General features: G+C 66.2%; 14 protein-coding genes. 7 read left to right on the top strand and 7 right to left on the bottom strand.

Annotated features, from left to right (window positions below; translation table 11 throughout):
• Positions 1-319: 319 nt before the first annotated feature.
• From rfbF to BM009_RS02015, 6 genes are read left to right on the top strand one after another with little or no spacing between them, the layout of a single operon-like run.
• Positions 320-1138 carry a glucose-1-phosphate cytidylyltransferase gene (gene rfbF / locus BM009_RS02040; protein ID WP_093293248.1) on the top strand — a complete coding sequence of 273 codons (819 nt, stop codon included), beginning with the start codon at positions 320-322 and terminating at the stop codon, positions 1136-1138.
• Complete coding sequence (gene rfbG, locus BM009_RS02035) at positions 1131-2291, top strand: CDP-glucose 4,6-dehydratase (RefSeq protein WP_093293246.1); 1161 nt, start codon at positions 1131-1133, stop codon at positions 2289-2291. The genes rfbF and rfbG overlap by 8 nt, the downstream gene beginning before the upstream one ends.
• Entirely contained in the window at positions 2282-3505 is a 1224-nt protein-coding gene (locus BM009_RS02030) for a DegT/DnrJ/EryC1/StrS family aminotransferase (RefSeq protein ID WP_093293244.1), read from the top strand. The genes rfbG and BM009_RS02030 overlap by 10 nt, the downstream gene beginning before the upstream one ends.
• A 26-nt stretch (positions 3506-3531) precedes the next feature.
• The gene (locus BM009_RS02025) at positions 3532-4752 is read left to right on the top strand and encodes a class I SAM-dependent methyltransferase (protein ID WP_093293242.1); all 1221 of its coding nucleotides are present in this window, start codon (positions 3532-3534) and stop codon (positions 4750-4752) included.
• Between the two features lie 19 nt (positions 4753-4771).
• Positions 4772-5713, top strand: a complete 942-nt coding sequence (locus tag BM009_RS02020; protein ID WP_093293240.1) for an NAD-dependent epimerase/dehydratase family protein — start codon at positions 4772-4774, stop codon at positions 5711-5713.
• A complete protein-coding gene (locus BM009_RS02015) occupies positions 5710-6732 on the top strand; it encodes a glycosyltransferase family 2 protein (protein WP_093293238.1) in 1023 nt (340 codons plus the stop codon). The genes BM009_RS02020 and BM009_RS02015 overlap by 4 nt, the downstream gene beginning before the upstream one ends.
• On the opposite strand, the gene BM009_RS02010 is transcribed toward BM009_RS02015, so the two are convergent.
• Positions 6626-8335: a hypothetical protein gene (locus tag BM009_RS02010; protein WP_175487861.1), complete on the bottom strand. Its 1710-nt coding sequence runs from the start codon at positions 8333-8335 to the stop codon at positions 6626-6628. The genes BM009_RS02015 and BM009_RS02010 overlap by 107 nt on opposite strands.
• Before the next feature lie 162 nt (positions 8336-8497).
• Between BM009_RS02010 and BM009_RS02005 the strand changes: the two genes are divergently transcribed.
• Entirely contained in the window at positions 8498-9367 is an 870-nt protein-coding gene (locus BM009_RS02005; RefSeq protein WP_093293234.1) for a hypothetical protein, read from the top strand.
• Here the strand turns inward: BM009_RS02005 and BM009_RS02000 are convergent.
• The 6 genes from BM009_RS02000 to BM009_RS01975 form a co-directional block, all read right to left on the bottom strand.
• Positions 9344-10684 (bottom strand): pectate lyase family protein, encoded by a 1341-nt coding sequence (locus BM009_RS02000; protein ID WP_093293232.1) that lies wholly within the window; start codon positions 10682-10684, stop codon positions 9344-9346. The genes BM009_RS02005 and BM009_RS02000 overlap by 24 nt on opposite strands.
• Before the next feature lie 30 nt (positions 10685-10714).
• The gene (locus BM009_RS01995) at positions 10715-11992 is read right to left on the bottom strand and encodes an outer membrane beta-barrel protein (protein ID WP_093293230.1); all 1278 of its coding nucleotides are present in this window, start codon (positions 11990-11992) and stop codon (positions 10715-10717) included.
• Positions 11989-12522 (bottom strand): polysaccharide biosynthesis/export family protein, encoded by a 534-nt coding sequence (locus BM009_RS01990; protein WP_175487860.1) that lies wholly within the window; start codon positions 12520-12522, stop codon positions 11989-11991. Before BM009_RS01990 ends, BM009_RS01995 begins: the two co-directional genes overlap by 4 nt.
• 125 nt (positions 12523-12647) lie before the next feature.
• Complete coding sequence (locus BM009_RS01985) at positions 12648-13871, bottom strand: O-antigen ligase family protein (RefSeq protein WP_139216509.1); 1224 nt, start codon at positions 13869-13871, stop codon at positions 12648-12650.
• A gap of 50 nt (positions 13872-13921) precedes the next feature.
• On the bottom strand, positions 13922-14764 hold the full coding sequence (locus BM009_RS01980; protein WP_093293224.1) for a sulfotransferase: 843 nt from the start codon (positions 14762-14764) through the stop codon (positions 13922-13924).
• Between the two features lie 12 nt (positions 14765-14776).
• Entirely contained in the window at positions 14777-16036 is a 1260-nt protein-coding gene (locus tag BM009_RS01975) for a DegT/DnrJ/EryC1/StrS family aminotransferase (RefSeq protein ID WP_093293222.1), read from the bottom strand.

Genomic DNA, 16036 nt, shown 5'->3' with positions numbered 1-16036 from the left:
CCCCGCACAGCGGGAAACAAATCCTTGGTCGCTCGCGGGCAGCTCGGTTGCGCATGGAATGCATGTCGCATGGGTATCAGCACAGTCTCGGCCGAGGCAGCCGGAATAACAGTCCGACGACGCCGGTCCGTTGGAGTACCTCTTCCGGGCTATCCGGCCGGAACCCCATGAAGAGGCGGCGCGCCCGCACCAAATGGGTCTGCGCCATCATGCAAAAGGCTAGGTGCTACTCCGCTTGCGCATGCATCTCCGCGCGCTGCAGCAGCTATACTGGCCGCGTCAGGTGAGAAAAGCTCACCATAGGCCTGGGGGGCTGGCAATGAAAACGGTGTTGTTGGCAGGAGGTTTCGGGTCAAGGCTGTCCGAGGAGACGGTTTCGACTCCAAAGCCGATGGTAGAGGTGAACGGAAAGCCGATCATCTTGCATGTCATGGACATTTATAGCCACTGGGGCCATCAGGATTTCATCGTGGCTTGTGGATACAAGGCCATGATGATGAAAAAGTTCTTTCATGATCTGCCTTTCATGGCCAACGATTTCACCATCAAGGTCGGGGATGGCGCCATCGCCCTGCGACCCTCGCGCACCGTGGACTGGAACGTCTCCGTCGTGGATACCGGGCTGACGACGATGACCGGCGGACGTCTGCGGCGGCTGCGCGAATGGATCGGCGGCGAGACCTTCATGGTCACCTATTCCGACGGCGTCGGCAATATCGACATGGAGGCGCTGCTCGCCTTTCATCGTTCGCATGGCGGGCTCGCCACGGTCACGGCGGTGCAACCGCCCGCGCGCTTCGGCAATCTGGAATTGGCGGGCGACCGTGTCGCCGAGTTCACCGAGAAGGTGCGGAAGCACGAGACCTGGATCAATGGCGGCTTCTTCGTCTTCGAGCCGGAAGTCTTGGACTATCTTTCCGGCGACGAGGATGTGCTCGAGCAGGAGCCGCTGGCCGCGCTTGCGCGCAACGGCGAGCTTTTCGCCTATCGCCACACCGGCTTCTGGCACCCGATGGATACGGTGCGGGATCGGGATCACCTCAGCGCGCTTTGTGCCACCGGCGAGATTCCCTGGCTGGACCTGCGCCCCGCCATGGCGCCGGTCGGCGCGGCCCCCGTCGGCCTGACCAATGGGTAAGCTGCCGTTGGACGAGAGCCGGCTGCGACAGGCCTTCGCCGGCCGCCGCATTCTCTTGACCGGGCATAGCGGGTTCAAGGGCGGCTGGCTGGCATTGTGGCTTCGGCGACTGGGCGCCGATATAACGGCCGTCGCACTCCCCCCCATAGGCGACGGCCGACCCAGCTTTTTCGATGCTGCCGGCATCGAAACTCTCGTCGACCACCGCGTTGCCGATATCCGCGACCAGGCTGGGTTCGACGCGGCTGTGGCGGATTGCGATCCCGAACTCGTCGTCCACATGGCCGCCCAGGCGCTGGTGCGGCAATCCTATGCCGAGCCCGTCGAGACGTTCGCCACCAACGTGACCGGGACGGCGATCGTGCTCGACGCGGCGCGTCGAATGCCGAACCTGCGGGGGGCGCTGATCGTCACCAGCGACAAATGCTATGACAATCGCGAATGGGTGTGGGGCTATCGCGAGCAGGACCGGCTCGGCGGCGCCGATCCCTATAGCGCGTCGAAGGGTTGTGCGGAAATCGTGGTCGACGCCTACCGGCGCTCCTTCTTCCACGGCGCCAACAGTCCGCAGATCGCCAGCGTCCGCGCGGGCAACGTGTTCGGCGGGGGCGACTGGTCCGCCGATCGGCTGATTCCGGACCTGATCCGCGCCGCAACGAGCAACGCCCCCGTGCGTATCCGCAACCCCGCCAGCATACGCCCCTGGCAGCATGTGCTGGAGCCGTTGGCTGGCTATCTGATGCTCGGCGCTCGGATCCTCGGCGGCGATCCCGAAGCTGCGGGGGCTTGGAATTTCGGCCCCGACGCCGACGCCGTTGTGGATGTGGAGACCCTGGTGGCGACCTTCCGGCGCCATTGGGGACCGGACCTCGACATTATCTTCGATCAGAGAAACCAGCACCCGCCGGAAGCGGGCATCCTGCGTCTGGACAGCACCAAGGCCCGGGTTGCGCTTGGCTGGAGGCCCCGTCTCTCGCTGGACCTTGCCCTGGATCTGACGGCGGGTTGGTACCGGGCCTTCTACGCCGGAAGCGCCGACATGCGGGCATTCAGCGAGGCGCAGATCGCGCGCTACCTCTCGGCTGCCGGCGACACTCTCCTCTCCAAGACAGGTCTAAACAAGCAAGTGGAGACAGCTTCATCATGCGGGTGAATTATGGCCAGAGCGTCCACGGCGAAGCCGAGATCGACGCGGTCGTCGCGGTGCTTCGCGGCTCGACCCAGATGGGCGATGCCGTCCGGCGGATGCAGCAGGCGGTGGCTGCGCTCTTCTCCAAACGCCACGGGATCATGGTGAATTCAGGCTCGTCGGCCAATTATCTGGCGTTCGAGCTGCTCGACCTGCCGCTCGGCAGCGAAGTCATCACCCCCGCGCTGACCTTCGCGACCACGGTCGCGCCGATCATCCGCAAGGGGCTCGTGCCCGCCTTCGTCGACGTCCGTCCCGGAACCTATAATATCGACGAGAACGCGATCGAGGCGATGATAACGCCGCGGACGCGCGCGATGATGATCCCGTCGCTGATCGGCAACCTGCCGGACTGGGACCGCATTCGCGCGCTGGCCGATGCCCATGGCCTGATTGTCGTGGAGGACAGCGCCGATACGCTCGGTGCGACGCTGCGGGGCACGAGCACCGGCAAGCGATCGGAGATCAGCACGACAAGCTTCTACGGGTCGCATGTGATCAACGCGGCGGGTAACGGCGGCATGCTGTGCGTGAACGACGAAGCGCTGGCGCAGCGCGGGCTGTTGCTGCGTTCCTGGGGGCGCTCCTCCTCGCTGTTCGCCGACTCCGAAAGCATCGAGCGACGTTTCAACGTTCAATTGCAGGGCATTCCCTACGACGCCAAGTTCGTGTTCGAGGAACTCGGCTTCAATCTGGAGCCATCCGAGATCGGCGCTGCCTTCGGCTTGGTCCAGCTGGAGAAGCTGCGCGCCAACATCGCCGCACGCGAGCGGAATTTCGAGCGGCACTACAGCTTTTTTGCCGATTATGCCGAGTGGTTCATCCTGCCGGACCAGCTTGCCGAGGCGCGAACCGGCTGGCTGGCGTTTCCGCTCACGTTGAAGCCGGATGCGCCGTTCACCCGCCGCGATCTGCAGATCCATCTGGAGCAGTGCGATATCCAGACGCGCGTCGTCTTCACCGGCAATATCCTGCGGCAGCCGGCCATGCGCGATGTGGAGGCCCGGGTCGATCCGGCGGGCTATCCGCACGCGGACGCAGTGATGCGGGGCGGCATTCTGCTCGCCTGCCATCATGGACTGAACGACGCGCAGATCCGCCAAATTCACCAATCGTTCGCCGCATTCGCGCACCGGGTCGCATCTCCGCACGCGGGCCGCGCTCGAACCCGCGCCTGATCCATCACATTCAAAGGGGGCCAATTATGGAACAGCTTGATCATTGCCGCGCTTGTCTGGCGCCGAAGCCCTATCTTTTCCTGCCGCTGGGCGCGCATCCGCCTGCGAACATGTTCGTTCGTCCGTCCGAGCTGGAGGAAGCGCAGCCCAGCTTCGCGCTGAATACCCAGGCCTGTCTGCATTGCGGGCTGATCCAGGTCGCCGACCAGATTCCGGCCGACTTCTTCCGACAGTATCTGTACGTTCCCTCCGGGGCCACGACGATGCACCACCATTTCGACGAGCTCGCCGCGACCCTGTCCCGCGTGGCGGAGGGCGGGCTGATCGTCGATATCGGCTGCAATGACGGGTTGCTGCTGCGTGCCTGCAACGCGCTAGGCTGCCGGACGCTCGGCATCGATCCCGCGGCAAATCTCGCCGAGATCGCCAACGGGCGTGGGGTGGAGGTGCACGTCGCCTATTTCGACCCGGCGGTGGCCAAGGCGCTGCGTACGGAGCGCGGCCCGGCCAAGGTGATCGTCACGACCAACACGTTCAACCATATCGGGGATCTGCACCTGTTCATGGAAGGCATCGAGCGCCTTCTCGCCGACGACGGCGTGTTCGTGATCGAAGTGCCTTGGGCCAAGGATCTGCTCGAGAAGAACGAGTTCGATACGGTCTATCACGAGCATGTATCGGAATTCAGCCTGTTGTCGATCGCCGAACTCGGCCGCTACTTCGGGCTCGACGTCGTCGACGTCACGCGACTGCCGATCCATGGCGGGTCGATGCGCGTGTTTCTTCGTCCGGCAGGCATTGCCGAACCGACGCCGGAAGTAGGCCAGATGCTGGCCGAAGAACGTGACGGCGGCATGCTGGTCGCCGCAACCTATGATGCATTCGCCGATCGGATCGGCCGGGTGCGCACCGATCTGACCATGATGCTGGAGGACCTGAAGCGGCAAGGGCTCAAGGTCGCGGGATATGGCGCGCCCGCCAAGGGCAACACCCTGCTCAACTATTTCGGCATCGGGACCGATGCACTCAACTTTCTGGTGGATCGCAACCCCCTGAAGCAGGGCCTCTATTCGCCCGGGATGAAGATCCCGGTCTTGTCACCGGACGCGATCGCGCGCGAGCAACCGGACGTCCTGCTGGTGCTGGCGTGGAACTTCTTCGACGAGATTCGCGAGCAGCAGTCCGAATTCACCTCCCGTGGCGGCCGCTTCCTCGTGCCTTTGCCGGAGCCGGTCCTGGTGGGTTGAAGGGCGGGGGGAAGCAGGCATGGCAGAACGGGTTCTGATAACCGGCGGGGGCGGCTTCATCGGCTCGCGTCTGGCGATCGCGCATGCGCGGGAGGGCGACGATGTGCACGTGCTCGTTCGCCCGCGCGGTCTTCTGGACGAACGGCGATTGTCGCCCGGCATCGATGTGGCGCGGGTGCATCTCGACGATCTCGACGCGCTTTGCGACTGCCTGCTCAAGATTAGACCCAGCATCATCTACCATCTCGCCAGTGGAACCGGTCGCGATGCGGACCAAAGAAATATCGCACGTCCGAAGCGGCTGACCGAAGACCTGAGCAACTTCCTCAACCTGCTGACGGCTGCGAACGAGGCCCGACCCCGCGTGCTCGTGCGCACGGGGTCGCTGGCTGAATATGGCAGGGGGGCGGCACCCTCTCGCGAGTGGCAGCGGGAACAGCCGCTGGCGGATTATACCACGGCGATGGTGGCGGCCACCCACTATGCCGCCGCCCTGCAGCCCCGACTGCCGTTCCGCATCGCCACTGCCCGCCTGGGATTGACCTATGGCGTTGGCCAGGACGACAGCTTCTTCTTGCCCTGGATCCTGCAGCGCTGCCTGGACGGCAGGGAAAGCCTGGTGCGACACCCGCATTGGCGGCGCGATCTCGTTCATGTCGACGACGTTGTCGCAGGCTTGCGCGCACTCGCCCGGTGCGAGATCGAGGGCGGCGCTGTCGTGAATCTCTGTACGGGCGAGGCGCCGAGCATGCGCGAGGTTGCCGAACTCGCTGTCGAGCTGACCGGCGCGCGCGCCGACCTGATCAGCTTTGGCGATCCCGCCAAGGAAGCCTTTGGCAATCCCATTCTGTGGGGCTCGCCGGAGGTAGCCTTCGCCAAGCTCGGCTGGGCGGCGAAAATCGGCTTGCGAGAAGGGCTGGTGGGGATGATCGCGGCCATGACGCAGCGGGTGCCCGCATGATGGACCGCCGTCCGCTCGTCTCGATCCTCGTCCCGGCCTTCAACGAGGAGGCCAATGTCGACCGTGCCTATGGAGAGATCCGCCAGGTGTTCGCCGGGCTGGAAGCATATGACTATGAGATCCTCTTCACCGACAATCACTCCACGGATTCGACGTTCCAGCGGCTGCAGGCGATCGCGCGGCACGATCCCCGCGTCCGGATCATCCGCTTCTCGCGCAACGTCGGCTATCAGCGCTCGCTGCTGGTCGCCTACCAGCACGCGCGCGGGGCGTGTTCGGTTCAGATCGATTGCGATCTTCAAGACCCGCCCTGCCTGATCCCCCACATGCTGAAGCTCTGGCGTGAAGGGCACCAGGTCGTCTACGGCGTGCGTCGTTCCTTGTCCGACGGCTGGTTCACGGCGGCGCTGAGACGCCTGTTCTATCGCGGGGTCAACGCGCTCAGCGAGGACGAACTGCCGCTGAATGCCGGCGAGTTCCGCCTCGTCGATGCGCGCCTGCTCGCCGAACTTCGACAGGTGCGGGACACCAGCCCCTATCTGCGCGGGCTGATCAGTTCGATGGGCTTTTCGCAGATCGGCTTCGAATATGATCGTGCCGCCCGGCTGGCTGGGGAAAGCAAGTTTCCGCTCAGCAAGATGCTGGCGCTGGCGACCGATGGGGTGCTGAACCATTCGCTGGTGCCGTTGCGGGTCGCCTCCGGCGTTGGCCTGTTGGTCGGGCTCAGTGCAACGGTCTTGCTCGCGGTCTATCTCCTGGGGCGCCTGGTGTTCGGACAGGCTTGGCCCGCCGGCTTCGCGACCACCACGATGCTGCTGTTGTTGGGCATCACCCTCAACGCGCTGTTCCTGGGTATCATCGGCGAATATCTGGGACGCATCTTCCTGCAGGTGAAGCGGCGGCCCGCCCCGATCATCGAGGCCTATGTGGGCCCGGTAACTGCGGACCCTGGAGATCTGCGAAACCCGGCGACGCCGCCGGCGATCGTCCGGGCGATGGCGCCAAGCGAGGTCTCGTAAGCAAGAGCGGCGCTTCGAACCCGGCACCCGGCAGGTCGACGCTGTGCATCTCGAAGCCATGGCGGAGCGCATAGCGCAGCAGCGGGGCGTCGAGCGCGCCCTCCGCGCCCACGAGGACGGCGGCCGGCACCTGGTGATCCAACTGCGCCTCGATCGTGGTGGGCGAGGCGAGGAAGCGATAATGGCGCCTGTCCTCCGCAGGTATCCAGTCGGCTGCGCGGTATACGAACGGCCCCAGCGCGAGCGAGGGATCGATCGTCAGCCCGCCCTCCAGCACATGCACCGGCGACAGGGTGACCACCATGGTGCCGCGCCCGTTCGCTCGGACCAGCTGCGCGATCCGACGGCCATCAGCATGGACCCGAACGCCCGTCCAAGCCGAAATGCTGGCGGCGCGCGGGAGGGTGGAGAGCAGCGCGGGCGCGCCGAGCACCACTGCCACGCCCAGCGCTGCTATCAGCCAGGGCCGCGCCGCATCGCGCGACGGCGCATCGAGACGGCCATGGAGCAGCGCGAGCAGCAGCACCGCGAAGGGAATCGGCGCCGTGTAATATTGCGGAAACGCTGGCGTCGGGAGGAACGACGCCAGCGCAGTGACGACGACGATACCCGCCAGCATCAGCGCCGCGCCGTCCGCGAGAGTCGCGTCGCGGCGTCTGCGCGGCCAGGCGAGGGGGGACACGGCTGCCAGCGCCAGCACCAGCATCAGGTTGGTCCCGCCAAGCCAGAGCCGGGCTGCCAGCGCCAACTTGGCAGGCATGCTGAGGATTTTGGGGTCAAACGGATCCCCATGGGCGTCCCAATAGGCGATCTGCGGGCCACGGTGGAAGTGGAAGACATGGGCAAGGAAGCCCATCGGATCGGCGGCGAGGAACAACAGGGTCGGCGCGGCGCCGATCAGCGCTCCCGCCGCGAGCGGCAACGCGGTGCGGCGCAAGCGGCGGTGGAGCGGGGCGCTCCGCGGCAAGAGCAGGACAGCGGCGATCACCGGCAGGGCCAGCACCACGTAGTTGGCCTTGAACCCCATGGCGATGGCCAGCAGGAACCCGGCCAGCGCGGCCTGCCGGGCCGAGCCGCCCGGTCGCTCCAGCGCCTCCAGTAGTGCAAGCAGGCCGAACAGTGCGAAGGGCGTGGCGATGAAGTTGTTGGTCACCGCCATGCCGGTCGCGTCCGTCAGACCGGGGTTGCAGACCAGCAGTGCGACCATCAGCGCCGTCAGCAACCCGCTATTGGCGTAGCGGCGACCGGCGAGGATCAGTGCGGCAATGGTCGCGAACCAGGCGGCGATGATGACGATCCTGCCAACAAGCAGATAGGGTCCATGCGGTGCCAGCGCGAAAACGCCGTGCAGCAGGATCGGCAGGTTCGGCAAATGGCTGAACCCGATTCCGGGATAAAGATCCTGGAACCGGAACAGGATCGATGCTGGCAGATAGAATTGCTCGTCATGCTGCAGCGGATAGACCAGGATCCGCGCTGTGATGCAGGTCAACGCCGTGGCGAGAGAGATCCTCGGCAGCCACGCCCACAGCCAGCCCCATCGCGTCGATTTCGCCCGCTCCGGGGCCCTGAACTCGACGGGTCGCGTACCAGTCCATTCCATCGTATTTTCTCCCCCCTGATGCTCCGCGCAGGATAGTCGCCGCGAACGCGTCGCCAGCCCTGTGCAGGGGGAGTAGTCCGTTGTTGAACGCGCATCGCGCCGCGCGCGCCGGCTAGATGGCGGCAAGCGACATCGAACGTCGCCCGCCAGCGAGGGGACATCGTGCAGACCGCTTCCAGGTTTCTCTCCACTGATCCGGCACGTGTATCCGCGCGATCGGAAGCCGCATTCTTCGGCGCCCTGAAGACGGCAAACAACACGTTCAAGAGCACGGCGACGGGCCGGCTTGCGACAATCGACCAGGCCATCATCCGGCGGCTCGATGCTGCGGGGGCGCAGCCGCGCAGGGTGCTTGATCTCGGCATCTCGTCGGGCGTCACGACACTCGAACTGGCGCAGGCGCTATGGCGATCGGGTCGACCGGTGGCGGTGACCGGGACCGATCGGTCGATGACCGGCTATCTCGTCGATCTACCCTGGGGGTGCCGTGCCCTGGTCGAACCCGGCGGCCACATCCTGCAATATGACCTGCGTGGCGTACCGCTGCGGCCCTGGAACCGCCGGCTGGACTTTGTCACAGGCATGGCGCTGGTGCGTCGCCTCATCGACCGCCAATTGGCGCCGCGCGCACGTGCGCGGCTTGGCGTCCGCCGCGCCTGTTCGCCCGTACCGCTCGTCAGCCCGCGTCTGGCCCGGGCGGGGGGGGTGGAACTGGTGGAAGACGATATTGCCGTGGCCAATCGGCGCTTCGCCGCACGTTTCGAGCTGATCCGCGCCGCCAACATCCTCAACCGCCATTATTTCAGCGAAGCCGGCTTGGCGGCGGCGGTGTGCAACGTGCGATCCTATCTGGCGGGCGCGGGATCCTGGCTGGCCGTGGTGCGCACGCACGGCGGCGGCGATCACCGCGGCACCTTGTTCCGGATGAACGATGCCGGCGGCCTCGATCCGGTCGAGCGCTGGGGCGGGGGATCGGAGATCGAGGCGGAGTTCCTGTCGGCCCCCGTCTCAGACAGGGGCGCGACCCGCTAGCCGCTCGCGGTGCGCATAGTCGAGAAAACGCTCGAGGCAGGACCAGCCGCTCGCATCCATTTTCCAGGGGTCCGATACGCGCGGGTCGCATCCATGCGCCTGTTCCCACCGATCGGACATGCCGTCGCCGTCTCGGTCGGCATAGGGGGCGCCACCCGCGATTGCCGGCAGCACCCGATTGGGCCGACCGATCGCGCCGCCACGGTCGCGCACCTCCTGCACGATACGCGCATCGACGCCATCGCGCGGGAAGGCGCCAGCGCCGGCTAGCACCGCATCATAGGCGGCGGCCGCCGGAATGGGCTTGGTCGCCAAGCCGCACACCGGGTTGTCGACAAGCGCGTCTTGCGCAGCTGGCGCGATGACAATGCCGCTTCCATCCATGATGTTGTCGTGCTGATAGATGCGGGCCTTCCCGGTGGATCCGACCAGTACCCGGTCGATGCCGAACGCCAGTCGCGGCGTGTTGGGACCCCGGCGATAATAATTGCCGATGACGTTCACCGGGCTGCCGCCGTTGCTCTCCCAGATCTCGGTGAACTGCACCTGGGCGTTGTAGAGCACGTTGTTCACCACCTCGACACAGGAGGCGGGCGGGAAGTTCACATCGGGCGCACGATCGCCATTGTGCGCGCACAGATTGCGCACGAAGCTCAGCTGCTGCGGGCCCGCGGGATCGCTTGCCAGCAGGCCGCATTTGTCGTGGCGCGGCACACCCTCGGCGAAGATCGACCAGGAGACGGTGATTGCGTCATTCTGGGCATAGCCGCCGAAATTCTCGTCGCGCGCCCAGGAGCTGCTGACGTGATCCAGGATCACGTTGCGGCTCCCTTCGATGATGAAGGCGCTGTCAGCTCGGCGGATGGCGCCGAACCGATCCATTCGCACGCGGACATGGCGGGCGACCACGTCATGCGTGTTCTTGATCACGAAGGGCGTGAAGGCGTCTGGGCCGCCGGCGTGCGTGATCAGGATGCCGCCGCCGGGCGCGGTCTCGCCCGCAATCGTGATATACGGATTGCGGATCTCCGGCCGCTTGGTCGTGTAGCGGATGACCCCACCCACCCGGAAAATGCAGATGCGAGGCCCCGACGCATCGATGCAGGCGCGCAGCGATCCCGGCCCGGAATCGGCCAGCGTCGTCACCATCAGGACGCGCCCGCCGCGGCCGCCGGCGGCGAAGCGGCCGAAGCCCTCGGCACCTTGGAACGCGAGGCGTTGCGTCGCCGCGCCGGGCTGGGCGGCGCCATCCGCTACCAGGAGGCTGAGGATCGCGATCGTCGCCGCGCTCCAGGCAAGACTCCGCGTCCTCACCATACCGGTTCCCCTCGGCATCATCTTCTCCCCTCAAAAGCGGAAACGAAGGCCCAGCTCCACCATGGGCCGGGTAAAGCGATCGGTGATCAGGCGCCCGTCGCGGCGCGTGAAGGTGCCGGCGGCGAAAGCGGACATCGTGCCGCTGAAGAGATATTCGCCCTCTATCCGTGCGGCATAGGTGGTCAGCGAACGCTGCGAGGGTCCGCGGTACAGAATGTCGCTGAAGGACAGCTGCGCCTCCAGCAGCAGATTGTGCCGCACCTCTTGCTCTAATCGAAGCGCAACATCGGTATCGATGCGATTGGTAGCGCCGACGCGCACCGTGGCGACATCGCCGCGGAATACCGTGAGCACCACGGCCGTGCGGGGTCGCGGCGACCAGGTCAGCTGGCCGTCGACGGCTAGTCCGGTGAAGGCCGGGAGACCGGGCGCGTCTGGTTGAAACCGGAAGATACCCACCCCGATCTTGCCCTGCACGAGACCCGACCCCCCATGGCTGAGCCCCAGCAATGCCCCGATAGTGGTGGCGTCACGGTCCACCCCGCTGAAATCGACCGCGCGGACGAAATCGCGGCGCGCGACATAGCCCTGAAAGAAGAAAGAAAGCGGGGCGTTCGGACGCAGCTCGAATGTAGCCGATCCGCGGTACAGCCGCATGTTCCGATCGCTTTCGAGCGGATCGAGATAGTTGTAGCTTTGATAGCCGCCAGCCAGCGCGAGCGCGACATTTGCGCCTTTCACCGCATAGCCGACCTCCCCCGCCAGAGCATCGATCTTGCGTGGCGGCTGGTTGAGGTTGCGTCGGCTTTCCGGATCGGTGCGGCTCTCGCGCACCCGATCGAAGCGCAGGCTGCTTGTGATCGTCTGTTGCCGGCTGACGCGGAGCGCGCCGGCCAGCGCGCCGCCGAAGCTCGCCATGTCTTCCTGCGTGACATCGACATGCTTGAACACCGCGGCATAGGCTTCGCCGTGGAGAGTAGCCGCATTGCTGCTCCAGTCCAGATTCGCGCGGGGGCGGGTGACGACGATCACGTCGTTCACCGGTTTGCGAGACGTCGCGAACACGTTGGAATCATCGAGCGCCGAGATGTCGACCTCGACGCGGGCGGTGGCGTTGCCGATCCGCGTCACATGCGGCTCATAGCCCGGCCGCGGCAGGTTCCGCGGCGAGACGCCGCGGCGTTCGACCTGCTGCGCCCCAGAGGGTGCGCCGATCGCCAGCCCCAGCGGCAGCAGTGCCGCTGCAATGCACCGCCGCCGTCGCGCTCCCCGCCGGCGCCCCCTGACAAGGGGAGCGCCATCGATCAAAACGACTTCTCCCCGACGGAGATGATGTCACCGGGAAGGACGGGCGTGTTCGGGTCGGCGCGGCCATGCTGGTGCATGCCGTTATGTGCGCGCCGCAGTTCGGCGGCGTGCGTCTGCGCACGGAACGTATAGCCGCCGGCGATCGACACGGCGGTCAGCAAGGTCATTCCCGGCACATAGGGATATTGGCCGGGCCGCTGCACTTCGCCGAGGATGAAGAAGGGGCGGGTCTTCTGCACCTGGACACTGACGCTCGGATTCGGCGCCAGATCGCGGCTGCGCAGCCGCTCTGCGATCGCCTGCTCCAGAAGCGCGGGCGTCAACCCGCCTACCGTGATCGTCTCGAGCAGCGGAAGCGAGATACTGTCCGTGTCGCTGACGACATATGTGTTGGTGATGCTGTCGAAGCCGTACACGGTGATCCGGATCTCGTCCCCCGCGGCGAGCCGGTATGCCTGATCCGGCGCAGTGGTGATTTGCGGCAGGCGGTTCACGCCGGACGCGCATCCCCCGAGGATCAGCAACGACATGCAAGCCAATGTCTGTCGGGCATTCATATGATCTTCCCCCGCATCTGCCATGCCGATGATTGTACGCGATGCTGCGGTGGCCGGACGGGTACTTCCGGGCATCCAGGCTGTCCCAAAAGGGGTAGTCAGTCGGGATGAGGTGCTTCCCTGCGCTGTGGTAGCTGCCGCGAGGCCATGATGGCGACGGCGGCGAGAACGGGCACGATCCAGCTGCGCGCATACATATGCGGCGCGGCCAAGGTGAAGCCGTAGAAGGGGAGCAGCACCGCCAGGCCCAGCGCCGCCGCCAGGCGATCGGTGCGCAATCGGGCAAGGCCGATGGCCAGCGGGACGAGCAGCATCAGGATCCAGCCCAGTGCGGCCGCCAGCCCCCCTTCCGCCCAGAGCAGAAGATACACATTGTGAACGGGCGCCTGGAAGCGGCTGACCACGCGATATTGATCCGCGCCGAGACCGACTAGCGTCGTACCGTCGACAATGGTCCAGGCTTCCTGCATCAGCGCGACCCGGCCGGTAAACGTGCCCGCCCGCGCCAGATCCTGCTCCTCCAGCGCGCCGAGCACGCGGCGTTCGAACGCCGCCGGAACGCCCAGGTTGGAGGTGACGACAATCCCGCCCAGCAGCAGCAAGGGCAGTGCCAATCGCAGCGATCTGCCGCCGCCTGCCACGATCAGGAACAACAGCCCGGCCGCGGCCGTGGAGAGGACGCCGGTGACCGACCCGGAGAAGAGTGTCCCGGCCGCCAGGATGCTTACTGCCCCCGCCGCCGCGACATGCCCCAGCCGCTGCACGCGGTGCAGGTACAGGACGAAGGGCAGCGTCATCGCGATCATCGAGGCATTCCAGTTGGCGTCCGCCATGAAGGCGCCGAGGCGGTGCTCGCCGGTGATGAACTCGGCGCCCAATATCTTGGCGGCTTCATAGCTGCCCCGCAGCCAGAGATAGGCACAGATGCCAAATGCCTCCATGCCAACCACGCCCAGCACCAGCGCTTGTGCCTGGCGGGTCGCGGCTGCGGGCGGTAGACCCAGCATCACCATCGGCACGAGCGCCAGCGCGAAGTTATATTGCGCGGCCACGATAATCCAGCGGAGCGGATCGCCATGCGCGACGCTGCCGATCAGAAGGCCGGCCAGCAGCAGCGCCAGGCCCAAAAACCACATCGCCGACAAGCGGCCGAAGGGGCGCGGCGCCAAGCGGTTGCCGCCCAGTGCGGCGAGGAGGGCGAAGCAGAAGGCGGCATCGCTGAAGGTGAACAGAAATGCGTTCACCGGCCGCCAGGTCGTGCAGCAGGCGAGTGCCACGGCAAGCAGCGTCGCCGCGATGCCCGCTTGCCGCAGCTTCGGCACACGCGCGCTCCGGCCCGGTGTCGGCGCGTAGAGGAGAGCCGTTGCGGCGCTCACACCGGTAGCCTGGCCGGCATCCAGGCGGTCAGATCGCGACCGACCAAATGGCTCAGCACCTCGACGTCGTCGAGATAGAAATCCGTCAGCTTCTCGCGCAGCGCATCGCTCAGCGGTGGATAGCGAACGGGGCGGGCAATCGTGTTGCGCAGATTCTCGAACAACCTGTTGCCGCGCAACGGCGCTACCAGTGCCTTCACCGGCGACGGCAGGCGGCGCAGTGCCATCGGCACCAGTGGCGCCTCGCTGTCGTTCTTGCGCTCGCGGACCTGCGCCCGGTCCACCGGCACCGAGGGAATCGACAGGAGGGTGCAGACCTCACCGAGTACCTGTTCGGGGGCGCCGCGGATATCGTCGTAGAGGATCACCTTCAGGGCCTCCGCCGGATAGCGGTCCAGCCAGCGTGCGAAGTGGCGCGCATAGAGGCCGTCGTCGAGAAACCGCGGCGTGCGGGTGAGATGTCGATCGAGATAGCGGTCGATGTCCGGCCCTACCTGGCCGCGCCGATACAGCATGCAGTAATCGGAATAGGCCCGTTCCACGGGGTTGCGCAGTTGCGCTACGAGCTTGGCGCGCGGGAGCAGCGCTGCGGCACGAGCAGGCGCCTCCGGGCTGGCCAGATAGTCCGCGGACTTTTCGCCGATCAGCTGCCCTGGCCGTGCCGCCGCAAACAGCGATTCGTACCACGCGGTCCCACGGTCATAGGCACGGCTGAAATAATGGGGCTCCGGGCCGGGCAGGAAAACGTCGTCGCGTGACCGCAGCTGGTGCGCGATCCAGGTCGTGGCCGCCTTGGCCGCGCCGATGATGATGAAGCTGGGAAGAAGCCGGTGGTGCACGATGGTCCCCTGTCAATTGGTCGCCTGCGCGAGGACCTCGGCGACGAGGTCGCCCATGCGATCGATGGCGCGGGTGTCGAGGGTCGGATCGCAGGGGAGCATGAGGCTCGTCTCGCCCAGCATCGCCGCGACGGGCAGGCGGGACGGCGGCACGGATACGCTGCTTAGAAATGCCTGCTCGCGGTAAATCTCCGGACATATCCCGGACCCGGCGGGTACGCCCGCTTTGATGAGGGTCGCGAGGACCCGGTCCCGCGACCATCCGCGCTGCAGTCGCTCCGGCCGGACGAAGGCATAATATTTGTAATAGGCGTGCAGCGTGTCGCGAGGCGGCAGCGTCCGCCGTACGGCGACCAGGTCGGCGAGGCGATCGTTCAACCGCTGCGCGTTCTCCCCCCGGATTTTCACCCAGTGCGGCAGCTTCGCAAGCTGGCGCAGGCCGATGGCGGCCTGGAGTTCCGTCAATCGATAATTGCTCCCCAGCGAGCTGTGCAGCCAGCGGAACGTGCCATCCGGCGCCCCACCTGCCATCGCGGAGGGGTGCTTGCCATGGTCCTTGAAAGCCCAGGCGCGTGCCCAGGTCGCTTCGTCCTTCAGCACCAGCAGACCGCCTTCGCCTCCGGTCGAGATGATCTTGTCGGTGCAGAAGGAGAAGGCCGCGGCGTCGCCGAACCCGCCCGCCGGGCGGCCCCGCAGCATCGCGCCATGCGCCTGCGCGCAATCCTCGACGATCTTGAGTCCGAGCGCCTCCGCCAACGCGACGATTTCGTCCATGGGTGCCGGCCAACCGGCCAGATGCACCACGATCACGGCACGGGTGGCATCCGTCAGCGCGGCAAGGATGGTCTCGGCGCTGAGATTCTGCGTGATCGGGTCGACATCGGCGAAGATCGGGCGCGCACCGACTGCCGCGACGCAGCTCGCGGTGGCGATGAAGCTCCGCGCGGGAACGATCACGTCGTCCCCCGGCCCGATGCCGAGCGCACGCAGCGCCAGCTCCAGCGCGACCGTGCCGTTGGCAACGGCGATCGCGTGGGAACGCCCGCACCGCTGTGCGAACCTTTCCTCGAGGCGCTTGCAACGCTCGCCGTGGTGCAGTGCGTTGACCCGGCCCGAGCGCAGCACCGCCAGGACTTCCTCGATCTCGTCCTCGCCATAGATCGGCCAACGCGAACGGATGGGCGGATCGGTCGGCTCCGGCGGGGCAGGTTCGGTCTGGAGGAATGCCGACGTCGGCTCGCTGGGCGTCAGGGTTGCTGCGGAGTCTCGCAT

This window comes from Sphingomonas sp. NFR04 (assembly GCF_900114095.1).
GTDB lineage: Bacteria > Pseudomonadota > Alphaproteobacteria > Sphingomonadales > Sphingomonadaceae > Sphingomonas.
Note: the sequence above shows the minus strand (reverse complement) of the source record. Positions and strands in the feature narration are given on the sequence as shown.

Coding starts and splice junctions, on each gene's coding strand:
- rfbF (WP_093293248.1), top strand. CDS start 320: ATGAAAACGGTGTTGTTGGCAGGAGGTTTCGGGTCAAGGCTGTCCGAG.
- rfbG (WP_093293246.1), top strand. CDS start 1,131: ATGGGTAAGCTGCCGTTGGACGAGAGCCGGCTGCGACAGGCCTTCGCC.
- BM009_RS02030 (WP_093293244.1), top strand. CDS start 2,282: ATGCGGGTGAATTATGGCCAGAGCGTCCACGGCGAAGCCGAGATCGAC.
- BM009_RS01975 (WP_093293222.1), bottom strand. CDS start 16,036: ATGCGAGACTCCGCAGCAACCCTGACGCCCAGCGAGCCGACGTCGGCA.
- BM009_RS02025 (WP_093293242.1), top strand. CDS start 3,532: ATGGAACAGCTTGATCATTGCCGCGCTTGTCTGGCGCCGAAGCCCTAT.
- BM009_RS02020 (WP_093293240.1), top strand. CDS start 4,772: ATGGCAGAACGGGTTCTGATAACCGGCGGGGGCGGCTTCATCGGCTCG.
- BM009_RS02000 (WP_093293232.1), bottom strand. CDS start 10,684: ATGGTGAGGACGCGGAGTCTTGCCTGGAGCGCGGCGACGATCGCGATC.
- BM009_RS02015 (WP_093293238.1), top strand. CDS start 5,710: ATGATGGACCGCCGTCCGCTCGTCTCGATCCTCGTCCCGGCCTTCAAC.
- BM009_RS02010 (WP_175487861.1), bottom strand. CDS start 8,335: ATGGAATGGACTGGTACGCGACCCGTCGAGTTCAGGGCCCCGGAGCGG.
- BM009_RS01990 (WP_175487860.1), bottom strand. CDS start 12,522: ATGTCGTTGCTGATCCTCGGGGGATGCGCGTCCGGCGTGAACCGCCTG.